The sequence below is a fragment of the Gordonia aurantiaca genome (genome assembly GCF_039939235.1).
Lineage (GTDB): Bacteria > Actinomycetota > Actinomycetes > Mycobacteriales > Mycobacteriaceae > Gordonia.
Genome location: NZ_JBDUUF010000010.1, coordinates 1 through 16,843 on the forward strand (window position 1 = coordinate 1; position 16,843 = coordinate 16,843).

A 16,843-nucleotide genomic window follows, 5' to 3' on the forward strand; every position below is an offset into this window, starting at 1 on the left:
GGAACTGGTCTATATCGGGCGTACCGATTTCCAGGTGAAGTTGCGTGGTCTGCGGATCGAGCTCGGTGAGATCGAGGCTGCGTTGTTGGACCAGCCGGAGGTGGCGCAGGCCGTCGTCGTGGTGCGCGAGGACGTGCCGGGTGCCCAGCAGCTCGTCGGTTATGTCGTCGCCACGCCGGGGGAGTCGGTGGACATCGACGCTGTCACGTCGGCGTTGGCGGCGCGGTTGCCGGAGTACATGGTGCCGTCGGTGATCCTGGCGCTCGATGCGCTGCCGCTCAACGCGTCGGGCAAGTTGGATCGCAGGGCGTTGCCGGCTCCGGAGCGGCAGGATCGTGCTGCCGGGTATCGGGCTCCGTCGACGCATGCGGAGTCGGTGTTGGCCGGTATCGTTGCCGAGTTGTTGGGTGTGGAGCGGGTCGGTGTGGACGATTCGTTCTTCGCCTTGGGCGGTGACAGCATCATGTCGATCCAGCTCGTCGCCCGCGCCAAGGCTGCCGGACTCGTCCTCACTCCGCGAATGGTGTTCGAGCACAAGACGATCGCCGCCCTGGCCCGCGTCGCCGAGGCCGGCGCGCAGATCCCGGTGCTGGAGGAACTGCCCGGCGGCGGCGTCGGCGAGGCACCGCTCACGCCGATCATGCACTGGATGATCGAGCACGGGCGCAACTACGACCGGTTCTCGCAGGCGACGGTGCTCGACCTCCCGCGCGACGTCGACCGGGCCCACCTCGTCGGCGCCGTCCAGGCGGTCCTCGACCACCACGACGCACTCCGGACCCGGCTCGTCTCCGACGCTGCCGAGGGCCCGCGCCTCGAGATCCTCGAGCCGGGCACGATCGACGCCGCCGGACTCGTCCACCGCGTCGACCACACCGGGGACTTCACCTCGACCGCACGCGCCGAACTCGACGCGGCGGCCGACCGGCTGGACCCGGCAAACGGCGTGCTGTTGCAGGCGGTCTGGATGGTGTCCGAGGACACCGAGCAGTCCGGCCGGCTGGTGCTGGTGGTCCACCACCTCGCCGTCGACGGTGTCTCGTGGCCTGTCCTCACCGGCGACCTCGTCACCGCCTGGGGACAACTCGCCAGTGGTCAGACCGTCGCCCTCGCCCCGGTCGGAACCTCCTTCCGCCGTTGGGTTCACGGGCTCGCCGACGAGGCCCGCGGCGAACATCGGACCGCGGAACTCGACACCTGGCGCGACGTTCTGCGCGACGGCGATCCGCTCCTCGGAGCGCGTCCGGTCGACCCGGCGCGCGATGTCGTGAGCACGGTGGAGAACCTCCACGTCGAGGTTCCCGCCGAGGTCACCGAGGCCGTGCTGACCAGGCTGCCCGAGGCGTTCCACGGCACCGTCGACGACGGCCTGCTCGCCGCGCTCGCGCTCGCGACCGCGGTGTGGCGCGCCGAGCGCGGCGTCGAGGCCGACAGCGTCCTGGTCACACTCGAGGGCCACGGACGCGAGGAACAGGTGCTGCCCGGCGCGGACCTGTCCCGCACCGTCGGCTGGTTCACCACGCAGTACCCGGTTCGCCTCGACGTCACGGGCACGGATCCCGCCGCCGCACTGTCCGGCGGCGGAGACCTCGCCCGCGCGGTCAAGGCCGTCAAGGAACAGCTGCGCGCCCTGCCCGACCGCGGCATCGGCTACGGACTGCTCCGGTACCTGAACCCGGACACCGCCGCCGAGCTGCGTGAGTTCGACGCCCCGCAGATCGGCTTCAACTACCTCGGCCGTCGCGGCGCACCCGAAGGGGCCGACACCGCGACGGGTACCGAGCCGGTCGATCTCGCCGGTGCACGAGATGCGGACATGGTCGTGCCCGCGGTCCTCGACATCAACGCCTCGGCCGTCGGCGCCCTCGGTTCGGCGAAGCTCATCGCGACCTTGTCCTACGCGACCGGCATCCTCGGCCGCGACGAGGTCCAGCGGTTCGCCGAGCTGTGGGTCACCGCCCTCGAGGCGCTCGCCGACCACGTTCGGCAGCCGGGGGCGGGCGGCTTCACGCCGTCCGACTTCGACCTCGTCGAGGTCGACCAGCACCAGATCGACACCTGGGAGTCGCGCTACCCGGCGATCGCCGACGTCTGGTCGCTCTCGCCGCTCCAGGAAGGCCTGCTCTACCAGGCACGACTGGCCGGCGACCTCGCCGACGAGGCCACCGGGGTGACCGACTTCTACCAGGTCCAGCTGATGCTGAGCCTGGAGGGGGCGGTGGATGCCGACCGTATGCGGGCCGCCGCGTCGGCCCTGCTCGACAGGTACCCGAACCTGCGCGTCGCCTTCGACCAGACGGGCGGTGCCGGGGTCCAGATCGTCCACGAACGCGTCGAGGTCCCGTGGCGCGTCGTCGATCTGACGCACCTCTCCGAGTCCGAGCAGCAGGCCGACCTCGAGTCGATGCTCGTCGCCGACCGCGTCGAGGGCTTCGACCTGACGACGGCGCCGCTGATCCGGTTCACGTTCGTCCGGCTCGCCGAGGACCGGTTCCGGCTCATCGTGCTCAACCACCACGTGCTGCTCGACGGCTGGTCGATGCCGTTGATGCTGCGAGAGCTGTTCACGCTCTACGCGACCCGCGGCGACACCACTCATCTGCCGCGTCCGCGTGCCTACCGCGACTACCTCGTGTGGCTGTCGCAGCAGGATTCGCAGCGGTCCCTGGACGCGTGGCGTGAGGCCTTCGAGGGCAGCGCCGAGCCGACGATCGTCGTCGGCGAAGACGGTGACGAACCCGGCGAGTCCCGGGAACTGCAGGTGCACCTCGATCCCGAGGTCACCGAGTCCCTGGTGGCACTGGGCCGTGACCACGGGTTCACCATGAACACCGTCGTCCAGGCGGCCTGGGCGCTGACGGTGGCCGCGCTCGCGGGCCGCGACGACGTCACCTTCGGCGCCACGGTCTCCGGCCGCCCGCCGCAGATCGACGGCGTCGAGGAGATGCTCGGCCTGTTCATCAACACCCTGCCCGTGCGGGTCCGGCTCGAACCGGGCGAGACGGTGACCGACCTGCTGCGCCGCATCCAGCGGGAGCAGGCCGCGCTGCTCGACCACCACTACGTCGGGCTGCCCGAGATCCGGGCCGCGGCCGGCGAGGGCACCGTCTTCGACACCCTCGCGGTGTTCGAGTCGTACCCGAGCTCGGGCGCCGAGGGCGGCACCGACATCGACGGCATGCGCGTCACCGGGTTGTCCGGCAACGACGCGGTGCACTACCCGCTCGCACTCGTCGCGGAACAGAACAGCACGCTGTCGCTGCGTCTGAAGTTCCTCGACGGCGTGGTCGGCGCCGAGCGCGCCGACGGCGTGCTGGCGACGGTCGTCCGGGTGATCGAGGGCTTCGCCCGCGCACCGCAGACCGCGGTGTCGGGCATCGATCTCCTCGATCCGCAGACCCGTCGGGAGCTCGTCCCGGCCCGCGGCGCGGCGGACCTCGGCAGCCGGACGCTGCCCGAGTTGCTCGCCGACGCGGTCGCGGTCGACCCGGACGCGCTCGCGCTGATCTCCGGCGAGGTCGGGGTGACCTATCGCGAGCTCGACGAACGGTCCAACCGCCTCGCCCGGCTGTTGCTGGCGCGCGGCGCCGGACCCGAGCAGGTCGTCGCCGTCGCGGTGCCGCGCTCGATCGAGTCGGTCACCGCGGTGTGGGCGGTCGCCAAGTCCGGTGCGACCTTCCTGCCGGTCGACCCCGGCTACCCGGTCGAGCGGATCGCGCACATGCTGACCGACTCCGGCGCTGTGCTGGGCCTGACCGTCGACGCCCACCGCTCCGAACTCGACTCCGGTCTCCGGTGGCTCGTCCTCGACGGCGCCGAACTCGAGGCGGAGTCTGCGGCCATGTCGTCGGACCCGGTCACCGACGCCGACCGTCCGCACCCGCTGCGGCCGGAGTCGGCGGCGTACATGATCTACACGTCCGGTTCGACCGGCCTGCCCAAGGGCGTCGTGGTGACCCAGCGAGACCTGCGCAACACCGCGGCCGCGACGCGGGAGCGGTTCCGCCTCGCACCAGGGGACCGGACGACCCACGTGTCGTCGCCGAGCTTCGACGCGTCGGTGCTCGAGTTCCTGATGGCCTTCGGGTCGGCCGCGACGATGGTGATCGTCCCGCCGACCGTGTTCGGCGGCGACGAGATGGCCGAGTTGCTGCGCGACCATCGCGTCACGCACACCTTCATGACGCCCGGCGCGTTGTCGTCGGTGCCGTCCGAGGGACTCGACGACCTGCGGGTCGTGGTGGTCGGCGGCGAGGCGTGCTCGGCCGACCTGGTGGCCCGGTGGGCCCCGGGACGGACGTTCGTCAACGCCTACGGCCCGACCGAGGCGACGATCTTCGTCACCGCGACCGGCGACCTGCAGCCGGGCGATCCGGTCGACATCGGCGGTCTCGTCACCGGCGTGGAGGCGCTCGTGCTCGACGCACATCTGCGCCCGGTGCCCGCCGGAGTGGCCGGCGAGTTGTACGTGGCCGGTCCGTCGCTTGCCCGCGGCTACCACCGGCGGCCGGAGCTCACCGCCGAACGGTTCGTCCCGAACCCGTACGGCGCGCCGGGCGAGCGGATGTACCGCACCGGTGACATCGCGGCGTGGCGGCGCACGGACGACGGCTGGGTGCTCGACTACCTCGGCCGGTCGGACTTCCAGGTGAAGGTCCGCGGCTTCCGCATCGAGCTCGGTGAGATCGAGTCGGCGCTGCTGGCGCATCCCGACGTCGACTTCGCGCACGTCCTCGGCACCAGCGGCCCCGGCGGGGCGACGGCACTGGCCGCGTACGTGAAGCCGGTCGACGGCGCCGATCCGGACCCGTCGGCACTCGCGGCCTTCGTGGGTGAGACGCTGCCGGCCCACATGGTCCCGGCGGCGATCGTGCCCATCGCCGAGATCCCGCTGACCGGCGCCGGCAAGATCGACCGGTCGGCGCTGCCCGAACCGGAGTTCGGCGGCCGTGCGGAGTACGTCGCGCCGTCCACTCCGCTCGAACGGGTGGTCGTCGACGTCTTCGAGGAGTTGCTCGAAACCGAGCGCGTCGGTGTCGACGACAACTTCTTCGACCTCGGCGGACAGTCGCTCATCGCCGCCCGACTGGTGTCGGTGCTGACCGAACGCACCGGACGGCGGTTGCCGCTGCAGACGCTCTTCGCCGACGCCACCCCGCGGGCGATCGCGGCCCGACTGGCGGAATCCGCCGGGGGCGAGGGCACGGCAGACGACGGTCTCGGCGTCCTCCTGCCGCTGCGGACCGAAGGAGAGCGCAAGCCGCTGTTCTGCGTGCACCCGTTCACGGGTCTCGCATGGTCGTACCGCGAACTCCTGGACCACCTGCCCGAGGATCGGCCGGTGTACGGCATCCAGTCGCCCGTGCTGTCGGGCGGCGAGCTGCCGGCCACCATCCGGGAGATCGCCGCGACCTACGTCGAGCACATCCGACAGGTGCAGGCCGACGGTCCGTACCACCTGCTCGGCTGGTCGCTCGGCGGTCTGATCGCCCACGAGATCGCGGCACAGCTGCAGCAGGCCGGACACGAGGTCGGTTCGCTGGTCCTCCTCGACAGCCACCTGCAGCTGGTCGAGGTCGGCGAGGACGAGGTCGTCGCCAACCTCGGCGAGGTTCTCGCCGGGATGGGGATCGAGGTCGACCTCGGCGACGAGGAGTTCGCGACCGACCCGGTCGCGGCGCTGGCCTCGATGCCCGGATTCCCGGCCGAGCTCACGTCGCGCCTGGAGGCGATCATCGCGAGTGCCGCTCGGTCCGGCACCCTGGTCCGGACCCACACGCCGAGTCGCTACGACGGGCGCCTCGTCTACTTCGCGGCCCGTCTCGGACGCCACGTCCGCGAGGACCCGACGGCGGACTGGCGCGAGGTTGCCGGCGACGTCGAGGTGTTCGACGTGTGGTCGTCACACGACAACATGACGACCACTCGGGCGTGGGCGCAGATCGGTCCGGTGGTGGCGAAGATGCTCACCGGAGAGAACTGACGACCGCCGGAGGACGGCGAGAGGGGTGTCCCGGCCGCGGGCGGCGGCCGGGACACCCCTTTCCACATCTCACTCCGATATCGATCGCGTCTCGACGGAATGGGGCGACAACCGTTTGTCCGGGCGGGATGTCGGATGCGTTCGGTTCTGTGGCGTCCATTCATCACACGGTTATCCGATCGCAACAGCAGCCACACCAGTAACACCCGAATCGGCTGGTAGCGTCGCAGACGGGTGGCTGAGCAGCAGCTACTCGGGCTGAACCCGATCGACTGTGAGTAGCGGCACAGGGTGTTTACACACAAAGTCCCCTCTACCACTTTCCGAAAGGCGGCAGATAAGGAATCATCTCAACCAACGTCGTCTGATCAGATGATGTTGCTCGCAAGGGGGGGAAGGGACGGGCATGGATATGGATGCTTTATTGGCAGACATCGAGTATCGAGGCCTGATGACGCCTCGTATGGTGGCGGTGCGCCTCGCCGGTCACCCGATCACGTACGGCGCGCTCGCCGAACGGGTCGCGGAGATCGGTGAACAGGTGGACGCCTCGGCGTTGCTGTACACCGCACTGATGTCGTTGTTGCCGTACGACCTGCGTACGGTGTCGCCGGCCGAGGACATGCGCGTCATCAGCGGCGCCATCGCATGGTTGGGTCGCCATGTGGAGGCCGAGGCGGGAGCGGAGCAGATCGCACCGGTCCGCCACCTCCGTCCCGCAGGCTGACCTGCGTCATTGCCGCTGGAGTCCGCTGTCGGTTGTTCGACCCATCTGCACCCATCGGTTAGCGTGCGGCGCAACGTGCGCGGTATGGTGAAGTGTGACCGTGGCCATCGCGCCGACGTGTCACGGTTCCGAGACAATGGAGAGAACAGTCGACTATGACGAACCCTTTCGATGACGAGAACGGCGAGTTCTACGTACTGGTCAACGACGAGAACCAGCACTCGCTGTGGCCGACCTTCGCCGACATCCCGGCCGGGTGGAAGCAGGTGTTCGGTCCCGGAAGTCGGCAAGAAGCGGTGGACTACGTGAACGAGAACTGGACCGATCTGCGTCCGGCCAGTCTCATCAAGGCCATGGAAGAGGATCAGGCCGCCGGCTAGATCCCACAAACCACAACAGCTCGGACCCAGTGCCCGCGCCGGTCATCGGCGCGGGCATTGTGCTGTGTACGGGATTGTGCTGTGTACGGGATTGTGCTGTGTGCGGCACTGTGCCGTGTGGGTCACTGTGCTGTGTGCGGCACACCGTGCAGTCCGGGCACCGTGGTTCGGGGCATGGTGCTGCCCGGGCGCCGTGAGTGTCGGGGTGTGGGACGACCCACCGCCCTGCTCCATCGCAGCGGCTGCTTGATCGCAGCGGCGCAGCCGGAATGCGGCTCGGTTGTCGACCGGGCCCGGGGTCGGGGGGCGACGCCGGTGTGCCCGGCCTGCGTGCCCGGTCGGACGGGGTCTCAGTGTCCGGCGAGATCGCGTTCGATCATCGGCCAGGTCTTGCGCAGGTCGTCCTGCCAGTAGCCCCACGAGTGCGTGCCGGTGGGACGCAGGATCGTCGTGTGCTCGATGCCGAGCTGGTCGAGCCGCTTGGCCATCTGTCGCGTGCAGCTGTCGACCGCGGCCTCGACGACACCGCCGACGACGGCCTGATCGCCGAGCTTGAGTGCGTCCCCGCCGATCATCTCGTCGTCGAGGCGGTCGTGGGAACCCATCCGGCCGGTGCCGGTGGTCATGTAGACCTTGGTGCTGCGCAGTTTGTGCGCGTTCAGGTAGGGGTCGTTGGAACGCCATCCCGGGCCGTCGAGCGGCCCCCACATGTTCGTCGCGTCTGCGCCGCCGCGGCCCTCGACCACGATGCGCACATAGCGCTGGCCGAGCGGGTCGCTGGTGCGCGCGCAGCCGCTGTACGCGCCGATCGCGCGGTACAGGCCGGGTTTGGCAATCGCGAGATTGAAGACCGAGGTACCCGACATCGAGATGCCCGCGGCGGCGTTGGCGCCGGTCGTGTTGAACTCCTCGTCGATGAGTGGCGGGAGCTCCTCGGTCAGGAACGTCTGCCACTTGTTGCGGCCGAGGGTGGGATCGTCGCGGAGCCAGTCCGTGTAGTACGAATGGGCGCCGTCCAGCGGGATCACGACGAACACCTTGCGGTCGTCGAAGTAGGAGTTGTACCTCGCGCGGGCCTTTGTCGTCGGTGAATCCTCGCCGGCGGCCCCGTTGAGCAGATACAGGGTCGGACTCGGCGTGGACGTGTCCCGCGGCACGCGGACGGAGACCTCGATGTCGCGGCCCATCGACGCCGAGTGCACGGTGAGGTGCACCTGGCGGGAATCGTTGACGGACACGGATTTCGACGTGATCGACGACCCTGCGCGGGGTTCTGCGGAAGCCGCGGACGGCCCTGCGAGCGCGGCGACGGTGGCGAATGCCAATGCCAGTGCGATCCGGACGGTCCTACTGCTGCAGATCGTGGTCACGCACACCGCTTCTCGTCGTCGTGGTCGTCGAAGGTGAACTCTCGCAGCAGTGTACGGCCCCGAACCAGACCGCGCAGGCGGGGCGCGACGAAGTGTGGTCCGTACGGTTGAGTGAAATTGTGACAAATATCGGTGCCTGCCGTCAGAGGGTGACGAGAACGGCCAGGAACAGCAGGATCGGGCCACCGACGAGCACGCTGCCCGCGCCGCAGACGATGCCCGTGACCGCGCGGCCGGTGCCCTTGGTGCTCGCCGGAGACCTGTTGACCTTCCGGATGCCGACGACGCCGGCGACGATCGCGATCATGCCGAGGACCGCGCCGAGGCCGAGGGCCAGGGTCAGCGGAATCGACACCAGCCCGGTGGCGAGTGCGATCGACGCCGCCGGCGCCACCGTGCGGTCCGTCCGCGGCGGGACATAGGGCGTCGGCGGGGCATGGGGCGTCGGCGCCGGGCGTCGGACCGCATGAGGGAAAGCGAGCGCGACGCCGGTGTTCCGGCCTCTCTCCGGCCGCGCGGCCGGAGAGAGGCCGTCGGTCCCGGGATTCTCGAGGTCCCAGAAATCGCCCACCGGCGGGAGTGGGGCGTGCTCCACCGGGGCGCGGCGGGATGACAAGAGCGATCCGCGTGATTCCACACGGGTCCGCGCCCTCGGGCCGGCCGGCGGAGCCGGTGTGTCGGCGGGCCGGGACGTCTCGTCGAGATCGTTCACCGCGGGCCACCGCTCGTATCGGTCGGTGACGGCCGGTGGGAACGGTTGGGTGGAATTGTCGGCGCCCACGGCTCCTCCTCGCTCGCCGGCCACTCGCGCAGGCCGATGTGCGCGAGTGTACCGACGGGCACGAGGTGCGGTGGGCGTCGCAGTTCGCCTCGGGTGCGGCTACCGGCCCTGTCCCTGGCTGGCGAGCTGGGTGACGGCGTCGCCGCTGAGCTTCCATCCGTCGGCGTCGACGTAGGTGAGGTTGATGTCGACCGGCGCGGGAGCGTGCGGACTCTTCACCTCCACCGTGGCGACGGCCTTGTCGCCGTCCTTCTTCACTTCCTTCACCGTGTAGATGTCGGGGGTGTAGCCGGCGGCCGAGGACCCCTTGGCGAACGCGATGATCGCGGCCTTGGTCGCGGGATCCGAGGTGTCGACGACGGAGTCGATCTCCTCGGCGGGGGTGGCCGGGTCGACGGCCTTGCGCAGGATCTCCTGGGCCTTGCTCGTGCTCAGCCCGGTGACCTCGTCGACGGCGTCCTCGACGGCGGTGGAGACCTCCGAGGCGGCCGACGCGACGGCCGTCGAGACCTTGCTGGTGGCCTCGTCGACGCTGTCCGAGGAGTCGGAGCAGGCGGCGGTGGCGAACAGAGCGGCTCCGGCCAGCGCGACGACGGCGGCGGACTTCCGGATCTTCAATTGACTTCCCTTCGCTCGGCTTACTACCTATGGATTGGCCCGTTTGGCAGTGAGCCGAGACTAACCTGCCCGGCGGTGTCCACGGGTCGACCCCGGGATCGGGTGTGGTGTGGCCGGTCGCGGGTTTGCCATGCCATCTGATGGGTACGGCCCATAGTCGATGCCGGGTCCCTGGTCCCGGCCATGTCCGAAACACGGTCGAAAGGTCTGGATTGGTACGTCTCAGTGTGGTGATCCCTGTGCTGAACGAGGAGGAAACGATCGGGGGATGCCTGGAGTCCCTTGCGGGGCTGGAGCGTCCGGTCGACGAATGCATCGTGGTCGACAACAACTGCACCGACCGCACCCTGGAGATCGTGCGATCGTACGCCGACCGGCTGCCGGTGAGGGTGGTGACCGAGCCGAGGCCTGGGCTCATCTGGGCGCGTGAGCGCGGCTTCGAGGAGGCGCGCGGTGACCTGCTCGGACGAATCGACGCCGACACCCGCGTGGATCCCGAGTGGTCGCGCGAGGTCATCGAATTCATGGACGCCCACCCGGAGATCGCGGGGGTGTCCGGCCCGACGTACCCGTACGACGTCCCGCTCGGGGATCGGCTCGAACGGTCGCTGCGCAAGCGGGCGGCCGACCCGCGGGCGCGACGGGGTCGCGAGCGTCCGAATCTCTACGGGGCCAACATGGCCGTCCGGAAGAGTGCCTGGCAGGCGGCGCGGGACCTGCAGGTGCGCGCCACGAACGTCCTCGAGGACGTCGACCTGTATCTCGCGCTCAAGAAGAAGGGCTTCACCGCGTGGTACCTCCCGACGATGCTCGCCGCGCAGTCGTACCGACGCGCCAAAGCGACCCCCGTGTCGAACCTCGGCTACACCATGGCCGGGCCGCGAACCTACCGGCTGCACGGCGAGTACGCGATGGTCGTGAGGCTGTGGCTGATGATCCCGATGTGGCTGGTGACCGGCTGGCTGATCTGGGCGGTCCTGCTGCCCTACGACCTCGAGACCCGCACCTGGGGCCGGCGGCACATCCGCAACGGCCTGCGGGGCCGGGTCTCCCCGGTGCACTAGCTCTCCCCGGTGCACCAGGAAGAAGGTCGTCACGCACGCCCCGGCGTGTTCCGCCGGGGACGCAGCTGCGAATGCGGCAGCGCGGGTGCGGGCAGGTGCTGGATCGTGCCCTGGTAGCCCTCCACCTGCCCGAACCTCTCGCTGTGCGCCATCCACTCCTCGCGGAACGCGACGATCTCGTCGTGGTTGCGCCCGATGAAGTTCCACCACATCACGATGTCCTCGCCGAGCGGGGCGCCGCCGAGCAGGAGGATGCGCGCCGGCCCGTCGCCGACGTTGCGGAGCGTGAGATGCGACGCCCCGAGACCGAGGTAGCCGAGTTCGGTCCGCTCCAGCGCCGGGGCGTCGGTGCCGTCGACGCCGACCGTGCCGGTGTCGACGAGGATGCCGTGCTCGAACGCGGGGTCGACGTCGATCTCCACCAAGGCGCCGGGTTCGAAGTCGAGCTGCGCGCCGAGCAGGGGAGTGAAGGTGTGCACCGGCGAACGCACGCCGAGGAGGTCCCCGAGGAATACCGTGGGCGGACCCCGCCCACGACGACGTCGTCGGGTCGGTGATGGGCGAAATCCCGTGGCGTGTCGGCGGCCTCGGCGGGCAACGCGATCCACAGCTGCACCCCGTGCAGGATGGTCGTGTCCGGTGTCGACACCTCGGTGTGGGCGATGCCGTGCCCGGCGGTCATCAGGTTGAGCTCACCCGGCCGGACCATGGCGTGGTTGCCCATCGTGTCGCGGTGCTCGACCTCTCCGGTGAACAGCCAGCTGGCGGTCTGCAATCCGGTGTGCGGGTGGGGCGGCACGTCCATGCCGCCGGTCAGCGACACGTCGTCGGGACCGTAGTGGTCGACGAAGCACCACGCGCCGATGAGCGTCCGCGACCGCTGCGGCAGGGTCCGGTGGACCGTCATCGCGCGCGGGCCCCCGAGCGGGACGTCGCGCGCGGCGAGGACCTCGAGGTGCAGCGAGCCCGTGGCGGTCGCCACCCCGGCGTAACCGTGACAGTCGAGTTCGGCCGGTTCGGTCTCCAGGTTGCTCATCCCGCCATTGTCCCCGGCGCACGGCCGGCGTGGGTGGGCGTCGGCGGACCCGGGTCCCGCGACCGCGGCTCAGACGACGACGGGGTCCTCGAACCGCATGGTGATGCGGTCCACCGAGCTGGTCATGAGTGCATGCCTGCCGAGTCGCAGGGATCGGAGCTCGGTGGCGATCGGATGATCGCCGAGGACGAGGCTCGCGCCGCCGATGCGGGTTCGGGTGCCGGTCACCGAGGTCAGGCGCCACGGCGTGAGCCGCGTGACACCGTCGAGCTGGGAGTACGCGTGGAGCACCGTGTCGGCGGTCGTGTCGGGGACCTTGAGACCGGGCTTCAGCCGCAGGTCCGCGATGAGCTGTCCGTCGGCCTCGACGCGTCCGCGCCGGCCCGGCGAGGCGTGGTCGACGTCGAAGTCGGCGAGCGTCTTCGGGAAACCCCAGATGCCGCGCCCGGCGGCGAGGGTGAAGTCGCCATCGACCGGCAGTCGGTGCACGAGTGCGCGCGCGTCGCCTCGGACGAGCGAGCGGAGCGCCGCGATCGGGGAGGCGGGTGGCTGCGCCGGGTCCTCCACCAGGAAGCAGACCCCGAACTCGTTGTACGGCCCGAGATCGCCGTCGATGTAGTCGACGAACACGATCATGCACATCGACCGGCCGGGGCGGATGCGCAGCGGACGCAGCGTTCCGGGCCGGGCGGACTCGCTGTCGATGGCGCGCTGCACAGCGGCGGTGTCGGCGGTGAACGCGGCGACGAAGCACCTGGCTTGACGGATCTCCACGGGCATGGTCACCGTGGTGCCCAGGATGTCGTGCGTCGAAGGTGCGCTCACCGGTTCTCCTCGCTTGTCGATCGGTTTGTCCCCGCATTCTTAGAACGTGTTCCAGTTTCGCATGAGGCCTGCGTGAAGAGGGCTGAATCGCCCGATGTCCCCCATCTCGGGGACCACATCTGTGACAAAAAGAGACCAGTTGTTGCAGGTATGGCATCTGACTGACTTTCTTGTCGGAATGGTCCGATAGGTTCGCCGGTACGAGGGCGGACGAAGCTGTGTAATTGCTGAGAGGCCGGAAACGGCATCTCAGCGAGAAAGGGGGGCGTCGTCGATGACCGACGCGGGGTCCGGTGGCAGACGCGTGATACGCGTGGGTATGGTCGACGACCACCGCTCGCCGATCTGGGGGATCGAGCGGGTGCTCGACACCGTCGACGACATCTCCCTGGTGTGCTCGGCGTCGACGGTCGCCGGGGTGCTCGCCGGGATGCCTCTCGACGTGGTGCTGCTGGATCTGCGTCTCGACGACGGGACCACGCCGCGGGAGAACGTGAACGCCCTCACCGACGCGGGGGTCGCCACCGTGGTGTACACCTCGGGCGAGCATCCGGCGTTGCTCCGGTCGGCGGCGCGGGCGGGCGCCCTGGGCGTCGTGCTCAAGTCGGCCGACGAGTCGGTGATCATCGACTCCATCCGGGCCGCCGCCGAGGGGCGTGCGGTCCTCACGACGGAATGGGCCGCCGCCATCGACGGCGACCCCGAGCTCGCGGCGGTCGACCTGTCGCCCCAACTCCAGAAGGTGCTGGCGCTCTACGCGTCGGGGGAGACCTCGGCACGCGTGGGCGAGGCACTCGGGGTGTCGGCGGAGACCGTCAACGAGTACTTGAAGCGCATCCGGCAGAAGTACGCCGACGCCGGCCGCCCGACCAGGACGAAGGTCGATCTCTTCAAGCGGGCGGTCGAGGACGGGTGGCTCCCGGTTCCCCAGCGGCACCGGGGCCGGCGGGCGGTGAACCGTCCGGATTGAGGGATTTCGGTCGATCCAGGGGCAGCGATTCACTGCGGAATCAGTGAAGGGGGAGGCGTGATCATGCGGGAATCAGTCGATGAACCGCTTGACGACGACAGAAGTCCCCATTTCTGGGTCTACCGGGCAGGGGACCGGAGCTCTAGTTTTGGAGCATCGGGAATGGCGCGTAGAGCATGCGGAGTCGGGGACGCGGGCGATACGCCGGACACACAAGGGGATGGACCAGTGACGGCCACTACAGGAGTTTTTCGCACCGTACCTCCGCGAGGGGGGGCGGATCCGCGTCGCGTCGGGTCGCCGGAGGCAGCCGGGGTCTCACGGCTCTCCGACTATCGGACCGTGGGCGAGCCCAAGCCGGCGAGCCTGCCGCGGCCGAGTCTCTCCGACCGCGAGGTGGAGGTGCTCCTGGCATGGCTGGCCGCCGAGTCGAAGGAGGAGGCGGCCGCACGCCTGTTCATCTCGGCCTCGACGGTGAGCACCCACCTCGCACGTATCCGCGCCAAGTACACCGCGGTCGGGCGCCCCGCACCCACCAAGACGCACCTGTTCGCACGGGCGCTCCAGGACGGCTTCACCAGCCTCGACCGCTGGTGAGCCGGCGCCCGGGCCTCCCGGGCGCCCGCTCGCGCGGGTTGTTCCTTGTGTCAGATCGCCCGTGGTCGGCCCGGCCGCGGGCGATCTCTCGTGTTCCCGGGAGCCCTCGGGCCCGATCGTCGAGCGGGTGTGGAACCTGCGCGGGGCGTGACGGAACCGCTTCCCGCGCAGAGCGCTTCGACGATGGGGGTCCGAATGGTCCTCGCCCCGGGGAGGCGGGCCCGCTCAGCCGGCGGCGGTGAGGTCGCGCTCGATCTTCGGCCAGGTCGCGTACAGGTCGTCCTGCCAGTAGCCCCATGAGTGGGTGCCGTTCGGCCGCAGGTTCACATGCACCGGCAGGCCGAGCTGGTGCATTCGATGGACCATCTGGCGGGTGCAGATGTCGATGGCGACCTCGATGGCGCCACCCACGATGGCCTGGTTGGCCAGGGCGAACCCGTCACCCTCGACGCCCCGTGCTCCGAGGTGTTCGTGGGTGCCCGGCGCGCCGGTCCCGCTGGTCATGTAAACCCTTGTGCCACGCAGTTTCTCGGCGTTGAGGTACGGGTCGTTCTGTCGCCAGCCGGGACCGTTCAGCGGTCCCCACATGTTCACCATGTTCCCGCCGCCGCGATCCTCGACGACCATCTTGATGTACTGCTGACCGGCCGGGTCGCTGGTCCGCGCGCAACCGCTGAACGCGGCGACCGACTCGTAGAGTCCGGGCGCGGCGATCGCGAGGTTGAGCACCGAGGTGCCGGCCATCGAGATCCCGGCGACCGCGTTCTTGCCGGTGGTCGGATACCGGTCGTCGATGAGCGGCGGCAACTCCCTGGTCAGAAAGGTCTGCCACTTGTTGCGGCCGAGGACCGGGTCGTCGCGCTGCCAGTCCGTGTAATAGGAGAACGCGCCGCCGATCGGGGTGACCACGTACGCGTTCTTGTCGGCGAAGTAGCGCTTGTAGGTGGTACGCGCATCCCATGTCGCCGAGTCCTCGCCGCCGCCGGCGCCGTTGAGGAGATAGAGGACCGGCGCGGGCCGCTTCCGGTCCCGCGGTGTGAGCACCGTGACCATGACGGTCCGGTTCATCGACTCCGAATGGACCATCAGAGTGTCCTGCTGCTGGCCGTCGTCGTAGACGTCGATGATGCGCGACGGGGACGCGGCGCCGGCCGGCGCCGCCGGCAGGGCGAACAGTGCGGTGAGGACCGCTCCCGCCGTGAGAACCACGATCCACCACCGACTCTTCACACCATCACCCCTCGTCAGGTCGCTGCCGTCGGCCACGATCGCAACCATGGCGACGGCCGGCGAACGTGCCATCAGTCTAGGCATCGTCGGGGACCGGCGATTCGCTACTCGATTCCGAGAACCCGGTCTCGAATGCCGGGACAGCGGCGCCGGGGACAGCGCCGCCGGGACAGCGGCGCCGTGGCCCGCGGCCGGCGGAGTGCGGCCTCCGGAGCGCGGTGGTGGCAGGCGATCAGGCCTTCCGCAGGATCGCGGCGAGCGCGGACCTCGCGCGTCGCCGCGCAACCGAGAGCACGGAGGAACCGCCGGACGTGTCGGGACGGGTGAGGTCCCCGGGGTCGTCGAAGACCTGTGCGAGCACACGCCGACGGAGTTCGGGCGGCGGCCTCAGTGCGTAGCCGGAGGAGTAGCGGGCCATGACCACGTGGACCTCGGTGATCCGCTCCTCGTAGGCCGAGCGTTCGTCGGCGGGGAGCGCCGCCAGTTCACGCTCGAAGCGGGCGGCTTCGTCCGAGGGCAGGGAGTCGAGCGCATACAGCTCGACGTGGTCGTCGAGCCAGGCGGAGATCTCGTCACCAGGGTCCGCGTCCATTGAGGTCATGGTCAGTTCAGACATCCTCCTGCGTCCTCAGGCATTGCCTCAGCCGGCGCAGACCGTCTCGGATCCGGGACTTGATGGTCGGCAGAGGGGTCTCGGTTCGCTGCGCCACCTCCGGATAGGTCAGCCCCCCGAAGTACGACATCTCGATACAACTCCGTTGCAATGCCGTGAGTTCGCCGAGGCATGTCCGTAGCGTACGCGCCTCGTCGGCGTGGACAACGACCTCGAGCGGAATGTTGCGTGGGGTTTCCACGGACACCGCGCCGTACTGGGACATCCGCGTCTGCTGGAGCTGTTCGGTGCGGACCCGGTCGACGGCGCGGCGATGGGCGATCGTCATCATCCAGGTGATGACCGATCCGCGGGACGCGTGGTATTCGGCGGCCTTCTGCCAGTACTGGAGATATGCCTCCTGGACGATCTCCTCCGCGTACTCGCGGTCGCGGACCACCCGGAAGGCCAGTCCGTAGATGCGGGAGCTGGTCAGGTCGTAGAGACGTGTGAAGGCTGCCCGGTCCCCGTGGGAGGCCGAGTGGATCAGGTCGCGCAACAGCTGGGATTCGTGTCCCCGTCCGTGCGGAGGGCGGGCGGAGAGATACTCATCGGGGGTCGCGCCGCCAGCGTCCGACGTCACCGCTCCACGGTAACCAAAACCGGTGGT

General features: G+C 69.6%; 13 protein-coding genes and 1 pseudogene. 6 read left to right on the forward strand and 8 right to left on the reverse strand.

What is annotated here, in order from left to right:
• The first annotated feature begins 34 nt into the window (after window positions 1–34).
• The 3 genes from ABFT43_RS17960 to ABFT43_RS17970 all read left to right on the forward strand — a co-directional run bounded on the left by ABFT43_RS17960 (window position 35) and on the right by ABFT43_RS17970 (window position 7,090).
• Window positions 35–5,983, forward strand: coding sequence for an amino acid adenylation domain-containing protein (locus tag ABFT43_RS17960; RefSeq protein ID WP_347961672.1), 5,949 nt, complete (start codon window positions 35–37; stop codon window positions 5,981–5,983).
• Window positions 5,984–6,434: 451 nt separating this feature from the next.
• Window positions 6,435–6,710 (forward strand): hypothetical protein, encoded by a 276-nt coding sequence (locus tag ABFT43_RS17965; RefSeq protein ID WP_168704877.1) that lies wholly within the window; start codon window positions 6,435–6,437, stop codon window positions 6,708–6,710.
• Between the two features lie 155 nt (window positions 6,711–6,865).
• Complete coding sequence (locus ABFT43_RS17970; RefSeq protein ID WP_168702488.1) at window positions 6,866–7,090, forward strand: MbtH family protein; 225 nt, start codon at window positions 6,866–6,868, stop codon at window positions 7,088–7,090.
• A 350-nt stretch (window positions 7,091–7,440) separates the two neighbouring features.
• On the opposite strand, the gene ABFT43_RS17975 is transcribed toward ABFT43_RS17970, so the two are convergent.
• The 3 genes from ABFT43_RS17975 to ABFT43_RS17985 all read right to left on the reverse strand — a co-directional run bounded on the left by ABFT43_RS17975 (window position 7,441) and on the right by ABFT43_RS17985 (window position 9,859).
• Window positions 7,441–8,328, reverse strand: coding sequence for an alpha/beta hydrolase (locus ABFT43_RS17975; protein WP_457590178.1), 888 nt, complete (start codon window positions 8,326–8,328; stop codon window positions 7,441–7,443).
• A gap of 274 nt (window positions 8,329–8,602) precedes the next feature.
• On the reverse strand, window positions 8,603–9,241 hold the full coding sequence (locus ABFT43_RS17980; RefSeq protein ID WP_347961673.1) for a DUF4190 domain-containing protein: 639 nt from the start codon (window positions 9,239–9,241) through the stop codon (window positions 8,603–8,605).
• 99 nt (window positions 9,242–9,340) lie between these two features.
• Window positions 9,341–9,859 (reverse strand): DUF4878 domain-containing protein, encoded by a 519-nt coding sequence (locus ABFT43_RS17985; RefSeq protein ID WP_347961674.1) that lies wholly within the window; start codon window positions 9,857–9,859, stop codon window positions 9,341–9,343.
• Between the two features lie 140 nt (window positions 9,860–9,999).
• Here ABFT43_RS17985 and ABFT43_RS17990 point away from each other — a divergent pair, with 140 nt between their 5' ends.
• Window positions 10,000–10,923, forward strand: coding sequence for a glycosyltransferase (locus ABFT43_RS17990; RefSeq protein WP_347961675.1), 924 nt, complete (start codon window positions 10,000–10,002; stop codon window positions 10,921–10,923).
• A gap of 29 nt (window positions 10,924–10,952) precedes the next feature.
• Here the strand turns inward: ABFT43_RS17990 and ABFT43_RS17995 are convergent.
• Window positions 10,953–11,959, reverse strand: a pseudogene (locus tag ABFT43_RS17995) (pirin family protein).
• 69 nt (window positions 11,960–12,028) lie between these two features.
• Complete coding sequence (locus ABFT43_RS18000; RefSeq protein ID WP_347961676.1) at window positions 12,029–12,784, reverse strand: acetoacetate decarboxylase family protein; 756 nt, start codon at window positions 12,782–12,784, stop codon at window positions 12,029–12,031.
• 274 nt (window positions 12,785–13,058) lie between these two features.
• Between ABFT43_RS18000 and ABFT43_RS18005 the strand changes: the two genes are divergently transcribed.
• Window positions 13,059–13,754: a DNA-binding response regulator gene (locus ABFT43_RS18005; RefSeq protein WP_168702508.1), complete on the forward strand. Its 696-nt coding sequence runs from the start codon at window positions 13,059–13,061 to the stop codon at window positions 13,752–13,754.
• 228 nt (window positions 13,755–13,982) lie between these two features.
• The gene (locus ABFT43_RS18010) at window positions 13,983–14,351 is read left to right on the forward strand and encodes a LuxR C-terminal-related transcriptional regulator (RefSeq protein ID WP_168702509.1); all 369 of its coding nucleotides are present in this window, start codon (window positions 13,983–13,985) and stop codon (window positions 14,349–14,351) included.
• A 225-nt stretch (window positions 14,352–14,576) separates the two neighbouring features.
• Here the strand turns inward: ABFT43_RS18010 and ABFT43_RS18015 are convergent, their stop codons facing one another.
• The 3 genes from ABFT43_RS18015 to sigK all read right to left on the reverse strand — a co-directional run bounded on the left by ABFT43_RS18015 (window position 14,577) and on the right by sigK (window position 16,816).
• Complete coding sequence (locus ABFT43_RS18015; RefSeq protein ID WP_347961807.1) at window positions 14,577–15,629, reverse strand: alpha/beta hydrolase; 1,053 nt, start codon at window positions 15,627–15,629, stop codon at window positions 14,577–14,579.
• 184 nt (window positions 15,630–15,813) lie between these two features.
• Window positions 15,814–16,173, reverse strand: a complete 360-nt coding sequence (locus tag ABFT43_RS18020; protein ID WP_347961677.1) for an RskA family anti-sigma factor — start codon at window positions 16,171–16,173, stop codon at window positions 15,814–15,816.
• 16 nt (window positions 16,174–16,189) lie between these two features.
• Window positions 16,190–16,816, reverse strand: a complete 627-nt coding sequence (gene sigK, locus ABFT43_RS18025; protein ID WP_347961678.1) for an ECF RNA polymerase sigma factor SigK — start codon at window positions 16,814–16,816, stop codon at window positions 16,190–16,192.
• Between the last annotated feature and the right edge of the window lie 27 nt (window positions 16,817–16,843).

Excerpts from the sequence above, each read along its gene's own strand:
- ABFT43_RS18020 (WP_347961677.1), bottom strand. The coding sequence starts at position 16,173 with ATGGACGCGGACCCTGGTGACGAGATCTCCGCCTGGCTCGACGACCAC.
- ABFT43_RS17990 (WP_347961675.1), top strand. The coding sequence starts at position 10,000 with ATGGGTACGGCCCATAGTCGATGCCGGGTCCCTGGTCCCGGCCATGTC.
- ABFT43_RS18015 (WP_347961807.1), bottom strand. The coding sequence starts at position 15,629 with ATGGTTGCGATCGTGGCCGACGGCAGCGACCTGACGAGGGGTGATGGT.
- ABFT43_RS17965 (WP_168704877.1), top strand. The coding sequence starts at position 6,435 with ATGACGCCTCGTATGGTGGCGGTGCGCCTCGCCGGTCACCCGATCACG.
- ABFT43_RS17970 (WP_168702488.1), top strand. The coding sequence starts at position 6,866 with ATGACGAACCCTTTCGATGACGAGAACGGCGAGTTCTACGTACTGGTC.
- ABFT43_RS18005 (WP_168702508.1), top strand. The coding sequence starts at position 13,059 with ATGACCGACGCGGGGTCCGGTGGCAGACGCGTGATACGCGTGGGTATG.